This is a genomic window from Rhodohalobacter barkolensis (assembly GCF_002834295.1).
GTDB lineage: Bacteria > Bacteroidota > Rhodothermia > Balneolales > Balneolaceae > Rhodohalobacter > Rhodohalobacter barkolensis.
Window position 1 is genome coordinate 739,364 of record NZ_PISP01000001.1, and the last position, 16,247, is coordinate 755,610.

20 protein-coding genes are annotated in these 16,247 nt (G+C 43.2%); 1 reads left to right on the forward strand and 19 read right to left on the reverse strand.

Annotation, left to right across the window (positions count from 1 at the left end; genetic code table 11):
• Positions 1 to 72: 72 nt before the first annotated feature.
• The 17 genes from CWD77_RS02945 to mvaD form a co-directional block, all read right to left on the reverse strand.
• On the reverse strand, positions 73 to 492 hold the full coding sequence (locus CWD77_RS02945; protein ID WP_101071731.1) for a Fur family transcriptional regulator: 420 nt from the start codon (positions 490 to 492) through the stop codon (positions 73 to 75).
• 37 nt (positions 493 to 529) lie between these two features.
• Complete coding sequence (locus tag CWD77_RS02950) at positions 530 to 946, reverse strand: hypothetical protein (RefSeq protein WP_101071732.1); 417 nt, start codon at positions 944 to 946, stop codon at positions 530 to 532.
• A gap of 8 nt (positions 947 to 954) precedes the next feature.
• Positions 955 to 1,377 (reverse strand): NnrS family protein, encoded by a 423-nt coding sequence (locus CWD77_RS02955; protein WP_101071733.1) that lies wholly within the window; start codon positions 1,375 to 1,377, stop codon positions 955 to 957.
• Between the two features lie 36 nt (positions 1,378 to 1,413).
• Positions 1,414 to 1,899 (reverse strand): DUF4149 domain-containing protein, encoded by a 486-nt coding sequence (locus CWD77_RS02960; RefSeq protein WP_101071734.1) that lies wholly within the window; start codon positions 1,897 to 1,899, stop codon positions 1,414 to 1,416.
• 87 nt (positions 1,900 to 1,986) lie between these two features.
• A complete protein-coding gene (ric, locus tag CWD77_RS02965) occupies positions 1,987 to 2,721 on the reverse strand; it encodes an iron-sulfur cluster repair di-iron protein (RefSeq protein ID WP_133120166.1) in 735 nt (244 codons plus the stop codon).
• A 36-nt stretch (positions 2,722 to 2,757) separates the two neighbouring features.
• Positions 2,758 to 3,168 (reverse strand): RrF2 family transcriptional regulator, encoded by a 411-nt coding sequence (locus CWD77_RS02970; RefSeq protein ID WP_101071736.1) that lies wholly within the window; start codon positions 3,166 to 3,168, stop codon positions 2,758 to 2,760.
• 35 nt (positions 3,169 to 3,203) lie between these two features.
• Positions 3,204 to 3,671 carry a plastocyanin/azurin family copper-binding protein gene (locus CWD77_RS02975; RefSeq protein WP_101071737.1) on the reverse strand — a complete coding sequence of 156 codons (468 nt, stop codon included), beginning with the start codon at positions 3,669 to 3,671 and terminating at the stop codon, positions 3,204 to 3,206.
• Between the two features lie 32 nt (positions 3,672 to 3,703).
• Positions 3,704 to 4,108, reverse strand: a complete 405-nt coding sequence (locus CWD77_RS02980) for a cupredoxin domain-containing protein (RefSeq protein ID WP_101071738.1) — start codon at positions 4,106 to 4,108, stop codon at positions 3,704 to 3,706.
• Complete coding sequence (locus tag CWD77_RS02985) at positions 4,105 to 4,749, reverse strand: SCO family protein (RefSeq protein ID WP_101071739.1); 645 nt, start codon at positions 4,747 to 4,749, stop codon at positions 4,105 to 4,107. Before CWD77_RS02985 ends, CWD77_RS02980 begins: the two co-directional genes overlap by 4 nt.
• A 1-nt stretch (position 4,750) precedes the next feature.
• A complete protein-coding gene (locus CWD77_RS02990) occupies positions 4,751 to 5,542 on the reverse strand; it encodes a formylglycine-generating enzyme family protein (RefSeq protein WP_101071740.1) in 792 nt (263 codons plus the stop codon).
• Between the two features lie 4 nt (positions 5,543 to 5,546).
• Positions 5,547 to 6,677 (reverse strand): multicopper oxidase domain-containing protein, encoded by a 1,131-nt coding sequence (locus CWD77_RS02995; protein ID WP_101071741.1) that lies wholly within the window; start codon positions 6,675 to 6,677, stop codon positions 5,547 to 5,549.
• Positions 6,678 to 6,742: 65 nt separating this feature from the next.
• Positions 6,743 to 7,117 (reverse strand): hypothetical protein, encoded by a 375-nt coding sequence (locus CWD77_RS03000; protein WP_101071742.1) that lies wholly within the window; start codon positions 7,115 to 7,117, stop codon positions 6,743 to 6,745.
• Between the two features lie 251 nt (positions 7,118 to 7,368).
• Complete coding sequence (locus CWD77_RS03005; protein WP_165779064.1) at positions 7,369 to 7,587, reverse strand: ferredoxin; 219 nt, start codon at positions 7,585 to 7,587, stop codon at positions 7,369 to 7,371.
• Entirely contained in the window at positions 7,587 to 8,822 is a 1,236-nt protein-coding gene (locus tag CWD77_RS03010; RefSeq protein WP_101071743.1) for a peptidase U32 family protein, read from the reverse strand. The genes CWD77_RS03005 and CWD77_RS03010 overlap by 1 nt, the downstream gene beginning before the upstream one ends.
• 442 nt (positions 8,823 to 9,264) lie before the next feature.
• Positions 9,265 to 11,559, reverse strand: a complete 2,295-nt coding sequence (locus tag CWD77_RS03015) for a hydroxymethylglutaryl-CoA reductase, degradative (RefSeq protein WP_206017930.1) — start codon at positions 11,557 to 11,559, stop codon at positions 9,265 to 9,267.
• A 60-nt stretch (positions 11,560 to 11,619) separates the two neighbouring features.
• On the reverse strand, positions 11,620 to 12,696 hold the full coding sequence (locus CWD77_RS03020) for a mevalonate kinase family protein (RefSeq protein WP_101071745.1): 1,077 nt from the start codon (positions 12,694 to 12,696) through the stop codon (positions 11,620 to 11,622).
• Positions 12,697 to 12,700: 4 nt separating this feature from the next.
• Positions 12,701 to 13,741, reverse strand: a complete 1,041-nt coding sequence (gene mvaD / locus CWD77_RS03025; RefSeq protein WP_206017931.1) for a diphosphomevalonate decarboxylase — start codon at positions 13,739 to 13,741, stop codon at positions 12,701 to 12,703.
• A gap of 353 nt (positions 13,742 to 14,094) precedes the next feature.
• Between mvaD and CWD77_RS03030 the strand changes: the two genes are divergently transcribed.
• Positions 14,095 to 15,039, forward strand: a complete 945-nt coding sequence (locus CWD77_RS03030) for a formate/nitrite transporter family protein (RefSeq protein WP_101071746.1) — start codon at positions 14,095 to 14,097, stop codon at positions 15,037 to 15,039.
• 132 nt (positions 15,040 to 15,171) lie between these two features.
• Here the strand turns inward: CWD77_RS03030 and CWD77_RS03035 are convergent, their stop codons facing one another.
• Positions 15,172 to 15,915: a DUF2249 domain-containing protein gene (locus tag CWD77_RS03035; protein ID WP_101071747.1), complete on the reverse strand. Its 744-nt coding sequence runs from the start codon at positions 15,913 to 15,915 to the stop codon at positions 15,172 to 15,174.
• Between the two features lie 39 nt (positions 15,916 to 15,954).
• The gene (locus CWD77_RS03040) at positions 15,955 to 16,233 is read right to left on the reverse strand and encodes a hexameric tyrosine-coordinated heme protein (protein ID WP_420821211.1); all 279 of its coding nucleotides are present in this window, start codon (positions 16,231 to 16,233) and stop codon (positions 15,955 to 15,957) included.
• Positions 16,234 to 16,247: the final 14 nt, after the last annotated feature.

Sequence of the window (16,247 nt, forward strand, 5' to 3'; positions counted from 1 at the left end):
TTAATTTCAAAATTGCTATCATTTAACTTGAAGATAAGAAGTGACCGGCATGCAACACTATTGCAAAGATATTTAGGCAGCACAGGAAGGACAGAACCCACTGATGACAAAATTCCCTTTTTTGGGAATAAACTGTTCAGGAAGTGAAAAGTTTGGAATGTTTAAGTCTCTAAAGCAGAACGTTTTCTCACAATCAGTACAGAAAAAATGTAGGTGCGTGTCATCGGGATAGGAGCATGTGCATTCGGCCGGACAGAGAGCGTATTTGGTGCTGTCTCCCGCGTCATCAATTCTGTGCACAAGACCTTTCTCTTCAAATGTTCTTAGTGTACGGTACAGAGTGGTTCTGTCTGAACGGGTAAAATGGTTCTCCAGTAAAGTAAGACTCACAGCTGCCTCGTTTTTAACCAGGAAGTTTAAAACCATCAACCGCATTGAAGTAGGTTGAATTTTACGATTTTGAAGTTGATTGATGAGAATCTTTTCTTCCATGACTAATACTTATAAGTAATTCTGAATGACTTATAATTTAATGGTGATGGCGGTAGGTTACAATTCTTTGCCACATTAGTATTGCAAAGATGAGGATTGAGCTCAGAATCAGGCCTCTGCTTGCAATGGAAACAAAAAAGTGTGTTTGAAAGAGTGTAGTTATAACCAAAAGCATCAAACCGAAATTATAGAAACCAAAAACCAGCCAGCCGGCCCAACCTGGTCCTCTTCTGGGTTCTGATAATTTTTTGGGAAACATCCAGTACGCTGTTCCCATTGCCAGTTGTACGACCCATCCCCAGATAGCCATTTCGTAATGAGCCGGCAGCAGTGCCCAAATAAAAGGGTGAACCGCTATCACTTTATGAATCAGGATAAGGGTGCCCACGCTTACTGATAGCAGCAGGTAGAGGAGAGATGATCGAATCATCCAGATGGATTGAGAGGGCATCATAACAATAACTATCTTTGTTTTTTACGGTTTTGAAGCCTTGGCCAAATCTCGATGGTATATAGAATCACGGCGATCCACTGCAACAACGCTGATACAACAATACTGATTTGAATAACTTTGCCATCCTTTAAAAGTGGAATAAACGGTTCAGATAAAAATCGAAGGATCAAACCGATATTTAAAGTCCAAAATGTTGCCCAAACCAAAATTGATTCTCTTCTTTTTTTGTCCCGGTGTTTGCGGGGAAACATCCATACTGATACCCCGATGATCAACTGAGTAATCCAGCCCATAACCAGCATATGCAAATAGATTGGCAATAAAGAGAGTTTACTGCTCATTAAAGGGATTTCATCCAGAAAGACGAGCGTAATCCCTAATACAAAGTAGATAACACCGGCTTTTATAAACCATCGGCTTGTAGTCGGCATAGTGGATTATTTTAGGATAAACATGTTCAAATTTTATCATCTCACCAGCGAAACAGCAAAGTAGAGAATGATCAGCCCCAAGATTAAATTGATCCGGCCACCCCAGCTCGAGGCCTTGCGATATCTGTAAGTAGTTTCACTATTGGGATCTTTCTTCATTAAATCTGCGGCTTTTGGGCCGAGCCAGAAATCATGAATCGCTGCTACAATTAACATCAAGGAGAATGCGATCAATTTACTGAATAGGGTTGATCCATACTCACTTTGCCAGAATGTGACTGAAATCAGATCCTGTACGCTGAAGCCCCGGCCAAGCAGGGCGGTGATTCCGGTAATTATGAGAATAGGGAAGAGTAGCCAACTCAGTCGGCTGAAACGTGTGCCCAGTTCAGTAAATAGAAGTCCGCGTTGTGTAGCAAGTTTTTTTCGGGTTGCAGGTACCAGAACGGCAGCCGTAAAGATTATACCGCCAATCCAGAAACAAACAATGGTGATGTGGACAAACACTGACCAAAAATACATGAACCGACGGGGTTTGTTGTTGAACTGAGATGAAATCGTTTCGACCTTTCAAAACCGAAACGATGAATTATTATTACAGCAATCAAATCATAAATCAGATAGAAGTGTCTCTGCTTTTTTAAATAAGATGTTATTCTCGAGGTGAACGTGCTGATGCAGGTCCTCTTCAAATCCGGCCAGGTTCTGGTAAAGTATTTGATAGGTTGCACATGCATCTGCAGGAGGTGTAAAATCGTTGCTTAGAGAACGGATCTCTTTCATGATATCGCCGGCACCTTCATGATCATCAATCATGTGATCGAGTTCTGCACGTAGCTGATTTGCCAATTTCTCATTTACTTCTTCACCGTTTTTAATCTGAAGATGTATATTTTTAATCAATGGAAAAACAGTCTGCTCTTCATCTTGGAGGTGTTGAATCAGCTCATTGGAAAGCTTTGCAAACAATTGATAGATCTCGATATTTTCCGGGTGACGCTCTCCATGAACGTTGGCAACTTTCGCAGCATACACCAAAATTTCCTCCGTTTTGGTACGCACAAAGGTGTGATGATTATTGATGATGTAGTCTATCAAAAAGTCGGGTTCCCATAGGTTAAACTTCTGATTGACGGTTGTTCCACCGGTAGGCATTGTGCTCAATTTTAAAGTGACCTGGTCGGGATTGATACCTTTACGTTCGCAAACCTCTCCAAGCGGTAAACCGCCTCCACAGCAGAAGTCAATTCCAAACTCTTTGAAAACACCGGCAGCGTGGTAGTTATCAGCAACAATATCACCAATGTTTCTCTGTACTAAAGTTGTTGGGTCGTTATTCATCATGGTCAATACTTATTTATAGATTGTTATTGAGGTTATTTAAATTTTAATATTTCGATACTCTGAAAAATCACTCAATGTACTTTCCTTTATAAACTTAAACGTGATATCTGATAAAAATTCTAAGTCTTTAAACAAAGCGGACAGTTCCAATTTTGTATCCGGTTTTCCTTTATCGGTGTACATTTCAATAAATGAGGGATTGGAAGCCTGAATGATGTCAATTAAGAAAATTTCTGATGCAGGTCTGGCCAGTAAAACCCCTCCATTTGATCCTCGTTTTGATCTGACCAGACCGGCTTTTTTCAGTTTTTGGAGTACCTTAACCAGATACTCATTGGGCATATCCAGTTCACGACTAATCCTCTTGGTAGACACCGGAGTGTCACCAGATTGAAGAGCTAAATACTCACAAGCTCTTAACCCATATTTACCTGAATTGGATAGCATTTGGATGGTTTCTTTTTGAGTATGAATGAACTTGTTTACTGTACGCGCAAGATTCCGACCATTCCAGCCATGTAGTGTCCGGGGAAGGTGCAAACAAAGTCATAGTCGCCTTTGGTTTCAGGAACTGTAAACTCCATCTCTACTGATTCACCGCCGCCCAGCATTGGTGTGTTAAAGATCACCTGGTCTTCATAATCAGGTGCGATGAACTCGTTATCTCTGGCCGACATGGAAGCCTGTGCAAAAGCATCGGTATCTGTTCCAAGGTCAACAATGGCAATGTTGTGAGACATAGTCTGGGGTGGCATATCACTTTTAGTCTCAAATACGATTTTGATGGTTTCACCCGGTTCAGCTTCAATCAGGGTTACATCAAATTTCATATTGTCCATTCCTTTGATGTTTACGGTTCGTATATCATCGCTTTCGTTAGATGCAAATGCCGGTATAGCGATAAGGAGTGCTGTAAATAGTGTGATAATTGTTTTAATTGTACGTTTCATAATTCTATTAGATTTAGTTTTTTATAAACTGTTTAGTTGTTTTTGTCCGATGATCGGACGGTAAATTTTCCTTTGTGTCCCATACGTTCGTGTGGGCGGCAGAAGTAGTTGTATTCACCGGTTACATTTGGGCGGTAAAACCACTCCTGACCTTTTTGAAGCAGATCTGAATCAAATGATTCAGCCGACTCCGGAATCCCAAGTTCTCTGCGATTATCCGGATGGTAGGCGGTAACGGTGTGTATGCCTTCCTCTACCACAAACCTCAGCAGATCACCTTTTTGAATATCTGCTTCAGCCGGAACAAACCTGGAATTTTCCATTGATCCCACAATTCGAATGGTAACTGTATCGGCTTCAGCATTTTGATTGTTTTGTGCATAAAGTCCGCTAACAGTCAGTACTAAAAGGGTGATATGTAAAACAATTAATTTCAACGGGTTAGACTTTCAATAAGAGTGATATCGTCAGCCAGATTTCCGATAATACCTTCAATCCTGTGGCTGATATTACCGTGTTTATCCAGAACTGTTATCAGGTTTGAGTGATCAAAATGTCCATCACTGCGCTCCCGATACTGAACTCCCAGGAGGGAGGCAAGTTGCCGGATATCCATTTGATCAGCCGTTACAAAATGCCAGTCGGGCAGATCGAGCTGTTCATATTCGGCATACTCTTTCAGTGCTTGGGGTGTGTCGTTTTTGTAATCAAAACTTACAGCCAGAACATTGATGTTTTCCTGAGTCTCTTCACTCAGTGAGGAGTATAGCTTCCAGGTTCGCTGAATCAGCATCGGACAGGTTTCCGTACACTTTCCGTAAAACATTACCACTATGAGTGGCTGTCCGGCAAAATCTTTGATCTGTACGGATTCACTGTTTTGGTTGACCCATGTTGTCGGAATCTGATGCAGTGACTCGGAATGATTGATTGCTTCAGAGTCAAGCTCTTTCATCTGCTCCATGTCATGCTCGTGACCATGATCATGTCCATCTCCCTGACTGTGCTGAGCCGTTGCTGTAACCGCTGATGCGGATAGCACAAATAAAGTAATGAGTGTTGCTTTGAAAACTTTCATATTAAATCTCCATCTTATTGCTGTTCATATCGTAAGCGCATCGAAAACCGAGCATACCTGTTGAGCTTGTAGGCTTAAAACTCATTCGTGTGATGTATCGGATTGACATTGCGTAACTGTACACAGATGCATCACCCTGCATTCGGCCTACGGTTCCGCAATCGAGTGAGATATCATCGGCAATGGGAGGATTGAAATCTTCGACCCACTCCATAATCAGACCGAAAAGATCTTTGACTCCATATCGATTTTCGATACCCGTTGATCCCACATCGCTTTTGATCTTTGTATCCACCGCGGAGTACCACCCGATCAGCTCACTACTGAAACGGTTCGCCTCAAGGTTTGAATCGAAATCCATCGCCTGAGCAGCATATTCCCATTCGTTTAAAGTAGGAAGCCGACCTCCGTTCCATTCGCAATAAGAATTAGCGGCATACCAGGATACTCTAGTAACCGGTCTGTCCATTATCTCATCACTACCCGGGTTTAAATCATATTCCCAATGACGCAGATAATCACTGCCGGCAAAAAGTGGAGAGATGGAAGAGCGCTGCCACTCCGGATTTTCCTTCAAAAACTCAAGGTAATCTTCGTTTGTAACAGCGGTCTCATCAATTTTAAAAGGCTCCACCTGATGCGGTTCGCCCACAACTTCCGGCAAGACAGAGTGAAAGCTGCCTTCCGGTATGGCAATAGCCTGATTCTGTGCTTGCACAACCGGCAGTTGTATAGCCAGTAAAAAGCCAAGAACCGCAGCTACTTTATGATATGTGTTGAAAGGCAGTTTCATCTTTCTATTGTCTTGGACCGGCTTTTAGTGTACCTGTCGCACCTTTTTCTGCATCGGCAAATTCGTGGTCGATCAGGGTGTATTTTCCTTCCTCAGGCACGATGAATTCAACAGTAGCTGAACCGGACGCGCCTAAAAGCACAGTCTGCATGCCTCGCATTTCATTGTATGGATGTCCCTCTAACCAAACACGGTCAAAAATAGCACCAATCACATGGAAACTGGATGTCAGGCTTGGTCCGTTGTTTGAAAAGTGAATGCGCACCCGTTCGCCTTCATTGGCTGTTAGGGGCTGATCGTGCAGAATAGTTTGGTGGCCATTGAATACAACATGAGATGGCTGTTTGGTCTGAGCGCCTTCAAAATCGTACTGATAGAGGTCGCCGGCTCCTTTTTTAAGGTAGTATTCTGATTGAACGACTACGTACTCCTCATCAACACGATCATCTGTTTCGTAACCATCTTTTGGGGAAACAACAACGACACCGTGCTGACCCATTGCAGTGTGCATCAATACACTTGGAGTTCCACAGTGGTAGATGTATGTCCCTGCATAATTTGCATACCAGTCAAATGAAATGGTTTCACCGGGAGCAATGGTTCTCCACTTATCATCTTTTGCTACAGTACCGGAGTGGAAGTCCATAGAATGTGGCATTGGCATGATGGATGGCTCTGCACCCATATAATCGTTTTCTGAGATCTGTTTCAGGTAATCTGAGCCTTCCAGACCGGGCTTGGTGATAGTGACCATCTCATCCGATCGGTTTTTCATTGTGAAGGTAATTTTATCACCCTCTTTTACGTGAATGACCGGACCCGGTACCATTCCGCCAAATGTCCATGCCCGAAAACGAACGCCATCAGCGACTTCAATTTCCTGAGTAAAGGTGTCCAGGCGAATTTCGTGGTGCTTATTGCCTTCATAGTCAAGCGGCTTTAGATGAGGTAACATGGTTACATACTCGCCAACAACCGGAGGGCCGTCGTAATCTTCTGTATAAACTTCTGCTTCGGGCATACCAAAAGTCAAGCCGTCAATGGTGTATTCCTGTGATTGTGCTTGCAGGTTCATCAAACCTGCGGTTATAAATAAGATGAATACTGTGATAAAACTTATTTTGAATAATTTCATGGCTAATAAATTTTGTGATTAATGATTCCGCATTTTGCGGGCTCTTCTGTAAAAAATGTTCTGTTTTAGCTATGAAATCGGGGAGGGGGTGCGTTGGGTAGCATATATATGGTCAGAAGTTCATCTCCTGTCCTGAGATATCTCTCTGTTTGTTCAGACAGAATCCCGATGGTCGGAGAATCACTCATTTTGAGTGGAATAGGATAGTAATCCACATCCAGTAACTCCTCATCCTCCTCATGATCCATATCACATTCATTCTGAATACTTGTAATGGCACATTTCAAAGCACAAAGGGCACCTTCCGACTCAGAAAAGTCAACATCCAATACACTACTGAAATGGTTGTGATTTATCATATACTCAACCATTGGCAGAGCCGGCTGCAACGTGCCGGCAGCTATGGAAAGAATAAGTATGATTGAGTAGATTCGTTTCATCGGAATGAATTAGTTTCTAATAAAAGAGTTCTTTGTCTTTAAATGAACTACTAAATATTAAGAGTAAAAATATATAAAAGACAACTTTATCTTAAATATAGTAAGTAAATAATTATCAATACTTTTCTGGCTCAAAATGGAAGCGGTCAAAATATTAGATAGGTAAAACCAATGACTTTCTGAGAGTGGACAGGCGGGGTATTAAAGATCAGATACTCTTAATTCAATAAGATGATTGAAACCGGGTAGTGCTAATCCAATCGAATTACGTTAACCGGACATACATTTGCTGCTTGCTCATTTACGTACCGTTCGTGCTCTCCAACTTTGATCTGGTACATATTTCCTTTTTTCTTTCCACCTACAAGAACACACTTGCCGTCACGCTTAGACATCTGCCATCTTTCAGGTGCAACTTCAACACAGTAGTTGCAACCGATACATTTATTTCGAAAAAATTGAATGAGCATCAATCTCTTTCCTCCCAAAGGTAGAGATTATCTCCGGGCCGAACCTTTGCTGGAACTTTGATGGTGCATTCAACGCCTTTTCCCGCATGCTCTGAAGGCTGATCATCTACCCAAAGCGATTCAACTGTTGTCTCAACAACACCTGTTGTATCTCCGACGATTATAATTGGATCGTGGAGTTGCAGTTCTTTCGTCTTAATTCTGATATGGGCAACTTCCGGTTCGGGATAGAAGTGGAGTACTTTTCCTACAAATGTTTTTTGTTTTGTGGCTACCGACCCGTGTTGGTCACTCCACTCACCCAGTCTTTGTCCCAGATAGTACCCGTTCCAAAACCCGCGGTTATACACTTCTTCGAGTCTGGTTTTCCACGCTTTTGCTTTTTCACGGGTGTAGGTTCCATCCAGTACTGATTGCGCTGCTTCTTTATAGCATTGGGTTACCGTTTTAACATATTCCGGCGACCTGCCACGTCCCTCAAGTTTCAACACTTTCACCCCGGTAGCCAATATACGGTCCAGAAAGTCGATAGTGCAGAGATCCTTGGGCGACATGATATACTCGTTGTCTATCATTAACTCTTCATCCTCATCGTTCGTTACCCTGTAGGCGTGACGACAGTTTTGCTTGCAGGCTCCACGGTTTGCGGATGAATTGTAGGTATGAAGACTCATATAACACTTTCCGGATACCGCCATACAGAGTGCACCATGAGCAAAAATTTCGATCTCTACCAGTTTGCCGGATGGACCTGTGATGTTGTTTTCTTTTACGGTATTCACAATATTTTCTACCTGATTCAGGCTCAGCTCCCGTGCCATCACCATTACATCAGCAAAATGGCTGTAGAACTCCACCATCTCAGTGTTGGAGATGTTTGCTTGGGTTGAGATGTGAACTTCGACACCTTGTTTGTGCGCGTACATGATTGCGGACTGATCTGATGCAATAATCGCCGTAATGCCCGTCTCTTTCACACGATCAATAATTCTTTTCATGAGTGGAAGATCGTGATCATATAGCACTGTGTTAAGTGTCAGGTAGGTTTTCGTCTTGTGCTCGCTACATAAAAAAGAGATCTCTTCAAGATCATCCAGGGTAAAGTTATTGGTAGCTCGAGCTCGCATATTGAGTTGCTCAACTCCAAAGTAAACAGAATCAGACCCGGCTTGAAGTGCTGCACGGAGAGAGGCCCAGTCGCCAGCAGGGGCCATAATTTCTACAGAATCGGTCATCTTTTAAATAGATTAGTATTGAAAAAGAGTTTTAGATAATAATATCCTTTAAAGATAAGAACTTTGGTATTGATTATGGAAAAGAAGTTAGTAGTCTGGTGAAAAGGCTAGAAGTAACTAAGCATCTTGCTAAAGGATAACAGCTTCATTCATAACTCGTCTGAATAGGATTTTTCGTAAACCTTTAACCATAAATCGTAAAACAAAGATCTGATTAAACACACCCCTCAATCCCTTCTCAAGAGGGGAGGATTAATGAACCACATTATGGTTTTCGGCTGAAACTGGATTAAGAAAACTCGTCTGACGGGCTATAGCCGTTTGACGAGGATTCTGCGTAAACCTCCTACTATATACCGTAAACCGATATTTCAATTGACACACCCCTTAATCCCCTCTTCCCGAAGTGCTCGGGATTTCGCTACGCTTAACAACGGGGAGGTTATGGCGTAGAAGGCTTGATTTCTGCGATCAGGGCATCGTAACCGTTTTCGTGCATTTTCTTCTGAATCCTTTTCTGCATCTTTTCAGAATCACAGAGCGCAATCATAGCTCCGCCTCCGCCACCACCGGTCAATTTTGCCCCTAAAGCCCCGTTATTTCTGGCTATTTCAATCAACTCTTCAACATCAGGATAAGAGACGCCGAGTGTATTCAGATATCCATGATTCATATTCATGATCATTCCCAGCTGGCTCAAATCCCGGTTTTCAATCGCCTCTTTAGACGCCAGGGCAATCTCATCCATTTGCTTGAAAATCTTTTCATACCACTGTGGAAATATCTCAGCCTGTTCGCGAACCCGTTTAACCATTTTGGAGGTCATGCTTTCAACGCCACTCAGACCAATCACAATCGGAATAGGTTCTTTCAGGGATAAAGTCTCCATTTTTGGCGGAGTTCCTTTTTGGAACATGATCAGGTTGCCATAAGTGGAAACCGTATTATCGATCCCGGATGCACCGCCATGCACAATATTCTCCGACTCAAAGGAGAGACGACGCACATCATCATCGCCCAGACCTAGTTCAAAATGTTTGTCTAATGCGCGTATGATGGCAACTGCCAATGCCGCTGAACCGCCCATACCCATTGCCCGGGGAACTTCCGGAAATACTTCAATATTCATCGGCTTATCTCTCAGATCAAGATGATCCAGTATCATCTCCAGTGATTTATAGATCGAGTACTTGTGGTCTGCACCAAACTCGATGGTTTGCTCTACACCCCAGCGTGGAATCAAAAGTCGTACATCCTTATCATGATCCCACACCTTCGCCTTCATTTTAAGGGTGATGGGGGCGGCTACAGCGTGCGTTCCGTGAACAACGGAGTGCTCACCTGTCAAAATGATTTTGCCGTATCCGTACGACATATCCTTGTCATCATCAGGAAGAGGAATTTTTCCGGTGGCAGCCATCTTCTGTTCACCTTTCAGCTCCTCGATAATCTCTTTCGCTTTCCAGACTTTGATTTCACCACTCTCAACAAGTCGTTCAAGCACTTTTTCAAAAAGTTCTGCCGGTGCACCTGCCGTACTGGCCACACTTCGGGCATGGAGTGTCATGTGTCCACGCTGAATTCCTTCTGTGCCGAGCGACCGCAATGCCGAAAAATTCTGGGCCAGTCCCACAGCTCCCATCACTTCCGCCAGTTCCGTGGCAGATTCAATTCCTAAAATACGGTGAGCAATTCCAACGGCTTTATTTGATTTGAGTGAACCGCCAACCGTCCCAACCTTCAGAGGAATGTCGATGGTGCCGACCAGGTCTCCGTTCTCATTTTTGTACCAGTTGGTCAGTGAGGTGTATCGGCCGCTTCGGGCTGCATAGGCGTGCGCGGCCGCTTCAATGGCTCTCCAGTCGTTGCCTGTTGCAATTGCCAGCGGATCAATCCCGTTCATAATTCCTTTATTGTGGGTCGACGCCCGGTAGGAGTCAATAGCCGCAAATTCTGCTGCTCGAATGATTCCATCACGTACTTCTTTGCCTGAAGAGTTATTGAAATCGAGAAATTTGGTTGGAATGACGCATTGCGATCTGACCATCGCCCGATCGGTCAGATTAGAAAGGATTCGCAGATAAACTTTTGAACCGGATAATTTTTCAACTAAAGATGCAACACCTTCACACATGCTGTTAACAAGATTGGCGCCCATGGCATCACGAGTATCAACTAACAGGTGAACTACCACCATGCTTCCTGGATGCCTATCCTGCTGATGAATCATCACTTCCAGATCAATCGCTCCGCCACCTCGCTTAACCATGTTGGGGTGGAGGCTGTTGGCAAGATTCAGAATCTCCTGTTTTTCCTGTAATATGGCATGTCGAACTTTTAAGGGATGGCGGACATCCACAAGCTGAATTTGACCGATCAGAATTGGATCATCAGATTCAGATTCAAATCCACCCGCATTTCGAACTACTTTTGCTGCTGAACTGACCGCTGCAAGGATGGAAGGTTCCTCAACCACCATAGGCACTACATACGGTTTGTTGTTAATTAAAAAATTGAGCCCAAGTCCCATCGGAAGTCCAAAAACACCGATTACATTCTCGATCATTTTATCGGCATCATTCTGTGTAAGGAGATGCATCTGCTCACGGAGGGCAACATAATCCTCCTGATTTAGAATTTCCTTTTCCCGGAGAACGTCCAGCCGGTTCTCTACACTGTACTTGTAAAATTTTGGAATACGTGATTTGTCATTATTGGTCATAGTGAGATCAGACAAATTTTTAATTTATTAATTAGGTGGGGAGAGATATCAGGAAAATCTTTTACGATTCTGGGCTTATTCAATTTCTGTTGTATGAACCACTTTCGTTCCGGTCGGACTCATTTTCAAATCCATCACATCAAACATGCTCTCTTTGATCATTTCCCGGATATTATCAGCGGTAGAGGATTCTTTACAAAAGGCTACACCAATATCCCCGCCACCGGCACCGGACGGTTTGTATGTACCGCCAGCTTTTTGAACCATACTTGAAATATCCTGATGAACATCTGAGATGATTTCCGTATCACTTTGCTGACCAAGAAGATACTCTTGACTTTTAAAGTCTTCAACGATGTTTAGGAACGCATCTGTGTCACCCTTGGCAAAAGCCACGGATCCTTCACGAGACAGTTCCATCATCGTTTGCATGATTTTGTTATATTCAGCCGGTTTTTGATCCCGGAAAGCATTCACATTACTGACAAAACTTCGGGTTGAGGCTGCATAACCGGCCCAAATAGTAATCATATGAAGATCATCCGGCCAACTGTGAGGTTGTACCTGTCCATTCAGTTTATCAATGGATTCCGGCATTGTATAGCTCATTACTCCTCCGGTGGCACTGGCGGCGATATCCGTACCGCTACCAAGTTTACCCTGTGCATGTCGGTGAGCCAGAAATGCTTCTCTGTAGAGATCTTCCTGTTCGATATGCTTATTCATGTACTCCATCAGGGCGGAGAGAAGAGAAACAGTTAGGGCTGCACTGGATCCAAGTCCAAATTTGTATCCGGTTGTTTTATGATAAAAAGGTGCCGTATCTATTTCAATGGATGCTCCGGGAATTTTACCACTGCGAAGAGTTACATATTTGAGCATGGATAGAACAAACCGAAGCTGATTTTCTACTTTAGAATTCAAAGGGGTTCTAAAATGCGCATCGCCTTCTGAATCCAAGGTAAATTGTACTTCGGGCAGTTTCAGATTACCGGTTCGAATCTGAAACGTACTATTGTAAAGCGGTGCAATTTTAACAACACAATGACGGTCAATGGCTGTTACAAGGGCAGGAGCCTGTTCAAGAACGGCATATTCTCCCAATAAGATTAGCTTGCCGGGTGATTTTACGCAAATGGAAGATTCGTGCATTCGATTATGAATTCTTTACAATTTCACTTTGAACAATGGAGGCTTCGGGCCCCGGTTTTGTTTCAATTATATTCTTTACACCATTGACAGATAGAACGGCCTGTTTAATGAGTTCAGCCCGATCCGGTTGACAAAGGATTTTAACCTGTGGACCGGCATCGATCGTTACAAATGCTGCAATGCCTTTCTTTCTCAGGTTCCAAACAGTATGAATCGTTTCTGTGGTCGCAGCATTCCAATAGAGTAATGGAGGTCTGCCAGACATAGCTAAACCGTGCATTTTAAAACAGCTATGTTCAGTCAGTTCTCCAACTTTCTCAAAATTCTTGGCATGGAGTGCCGACCGCATCTCTTCCAGGTCAGCTTGTTGATTTTCGACCCATCCCTGATAAAAAGAGGAGGTTTTTGCAGTTCGTACCATTCCTTCGGTTGAGCCTACATCTTTCTTGTCGGTGGACGTTACGGCAATCAAAAGACGAAGATCCCAATGCGATTCATCATGCAGAGGAATAGCATAATCATCTTTATCATCGTCAAAGGAGGAGCCGCACTTCATTTCAGCAAAACCTCCATATATTGATCGGGCGGCAGATCCTGAGCCCTTTCTGGCAAGTCGGGAGAGTTCCTCTTTTGAATGGTTTAAGTTCAGCGCTTTATCGGCCGCAACAGCAAGTGCTGCAAATCCTGAAGCTGAAGATGCAAGCCCGGCTCCGGTTGGAAAAGAGTTTTTAGTTACAATTTTTGCTCTTGGCCGATTGGACGTTTCAGCTGCTATATCCAGAAATTCGGTAACACGGTCTAGCGGTTTACCCGTTACTTTCCGATAGTCCAGTTGAAGCTCATCTTCATTCAGATTTTCATCAAATTGAAGTGTTGTGGTGGTCTTCAAGGCATCGAGAGTGAGTGAGATAGACCCTACAGCCGGAAGATTCAAATCAACAGAGCGCTTCCCCCAATATTTGATCAGGGCGATGTTGGCATGAGCCTGAGCTGTAACCGGATTATAGTTAAAATCTGCGATGATTCTTTTCCTTTTGCTGTTCACAATTTTTGCATCGTGATATCCAAAATAGACCTAATAAGATACGTGTTTTTATACAGCATCGGTAGGTCGATTTTTGAACATCAACAGTTGATTCAATCGTTCAGTGTCAGAAGAGACTACAAAGATTATTGTAAGAGACACTAAGTGAGAAAGTGATGCAGAAATATCTTCAATTACGACCTGTCAGGTTTTCAAAACCTGACAGGTCTGATGCAGAATTATAAAGACCTTGATTTGCTTCTTATTAATTTCAAAGCTTAATAGCGGGTTCATTTACGATATAGATGACAGGTAGATTAGATACTTTGAAGATTTGTAGATAGATTACATTATCAACTATAGACAGAGAGATTATGGATAACAAAGAAGAGGATAAAGCGCCTGAAATTCGTCACCGAGACCGGGCGGCATCCGGTGTTCCACGTTCAGGGTGGGCAATTGGAGACCGATATTCGTGGCAGGAAATACAGCAACGGTTACTTGCATCTGCAAGTGAAGAAATTACCAGTCAACCTCGAGAGTTATTTTTCAGCAGTATGACTGCAGGTATAGCCATCACATTAACACTTATAGGCTATGCAGTTGGAACCAGTCACTTTCCCGACAATATTTTTCTGAGTACACTTCTATACCCACTTGGGTTTATCTATATCATTCTGGGTCGTTTTCAACTTTATACAGAAAATACCCTACCTCCCGTAGCTCTGATATTCTCGCGACTGGCCAGCATTCCATTATTATTCAAGGTATGGGGTGTTGTATTGGTAGGTAATCTTATTGGAGCAATTGCCGGAGGATATGTCCTTGCAAACACTGCTGTTCTATCGCCTGATGCTAAGGTAGCAGCTACAACGTTTGTTGTGCATGGACTTGAACTGGGATGGTGGGGTGTATTTTTTAAAGCCATGTTTGCCGGCTGGTTAGTAGCCGGTGTGGTATGGCTTAATGTTGCTGCCAGAGATACCGTAACCAGAGTTCTGGTAGTCTACCTTGTATTTTTCATGATTGGCACAAGTAATTTGTTTCACGTCATAACGGCCGCGGCGGAAGTCTCTTTCTATATTTTTCATACTGCTGAAGCCGATATTTCAACCCTTTTTATCAATTATTGGCTTCCTGTTTTACTGGGCAATACGGTAGGCGGCGTACTGATTTTTACAAATATGGCCTATTTCCAATCGGAGCAGAAACGTTTTCCTGAATACCGGATACTTAGTCTGCGCGATTGGCTGTTTGGGATGAAAGGGGGGCGCCAATTTGAAACACCCCGACCGCAGCCACCAAAAGAAAGTGATTAAATCAATAAGGCTATAATTGATGATTCTTTAACGAAAGAGTAGTAAAGCTCTTTGGTACACATCAAAGCCTTGAGTTCAAATTAGAAGACCTGTCAGGTTTTGAAAACCTGACAGGTCTGAGTGTTACTCTTCTTACAGTTTCATCACTTTTACTTTCCACTCTTCCGGTAGCGTCATCAGGTATTCCCATTTGAACGGAACATCATTTTCAGCTTCCATCTGGTAGTAGAGAGGCTTGGGATCGTGATCGTTGATGAACACAAACGCCTCTCCGGGCTCGAGTGCTTCAAACGCTTCGAACACCATGTCGTGCCGTTTAGAAGGAGGGAAGGGACGAACATCAAATTTATTTACCACGCTGATGTCGGTAGTGTCAATATCATTTTCCCGGTTTTTGGTGATATGAATAACCGTTTCGTTCTCTTCATCTTTTTTTACGGACCATGTGTGCTCTCCATCAAACTTCTTTAGAAAGATTTTGTGGATTTCTTCGGGCGTTTCCGATGCACGAAGCTCCATCGTATCACCCGGCAACATCATACCGTAACGGTGGAAAACAGTGTATTTCCAATCTTTCTTCTCCATTTTTCGCAGGTCGATCAGTGTAGAAACATCGTCGGCTTTGTCCGCTTCTGAATCTGCAGTTCGAGTAACACAAACTTTCCATGCTTCGGGATCCCGACTCAGGTATTCCCAGTCCACAACGTCACCAAAAACCGACCGAAACTCATAATAAAGCGGTTTAGGGTCATGATCATTAATAAAAATAAAGCTCTCTCCAACGGGGAGTTCAGCAAAAAGTTTATGCAGTTTTTCGTGCCGCTTGATGGGGATAAATGTTCGGACATCGAGTTCGTCCGTTATTATGTTCTTCATAAAATTTTTGATGAATAATGATCGTAAGGTTAGTTATTGTTATTCGTCTGAATCCGTTCGCCAATAGTTATTTGCAGCGGCTACGGTTTGAAAATGGATTGCAATCACCTGTGAGCTTGCAATCAGCGCGTCCGGATCTTTTGAATAGACGTCGCGTAGCATAAACAGCACCTCTTTATCAGGTTGAGTGGAGGTAACTCCCTTACGTGCAAGCTGAATAGCCACTTCAAATCCTTCTTCAGGAGAATCGGTAATGAGACTTAATGGTTCGCCATCTGTGCTATCCGCTCGGCTGCTGTCCTGTGCATTCGCAGTAATATAACTTCCAAATG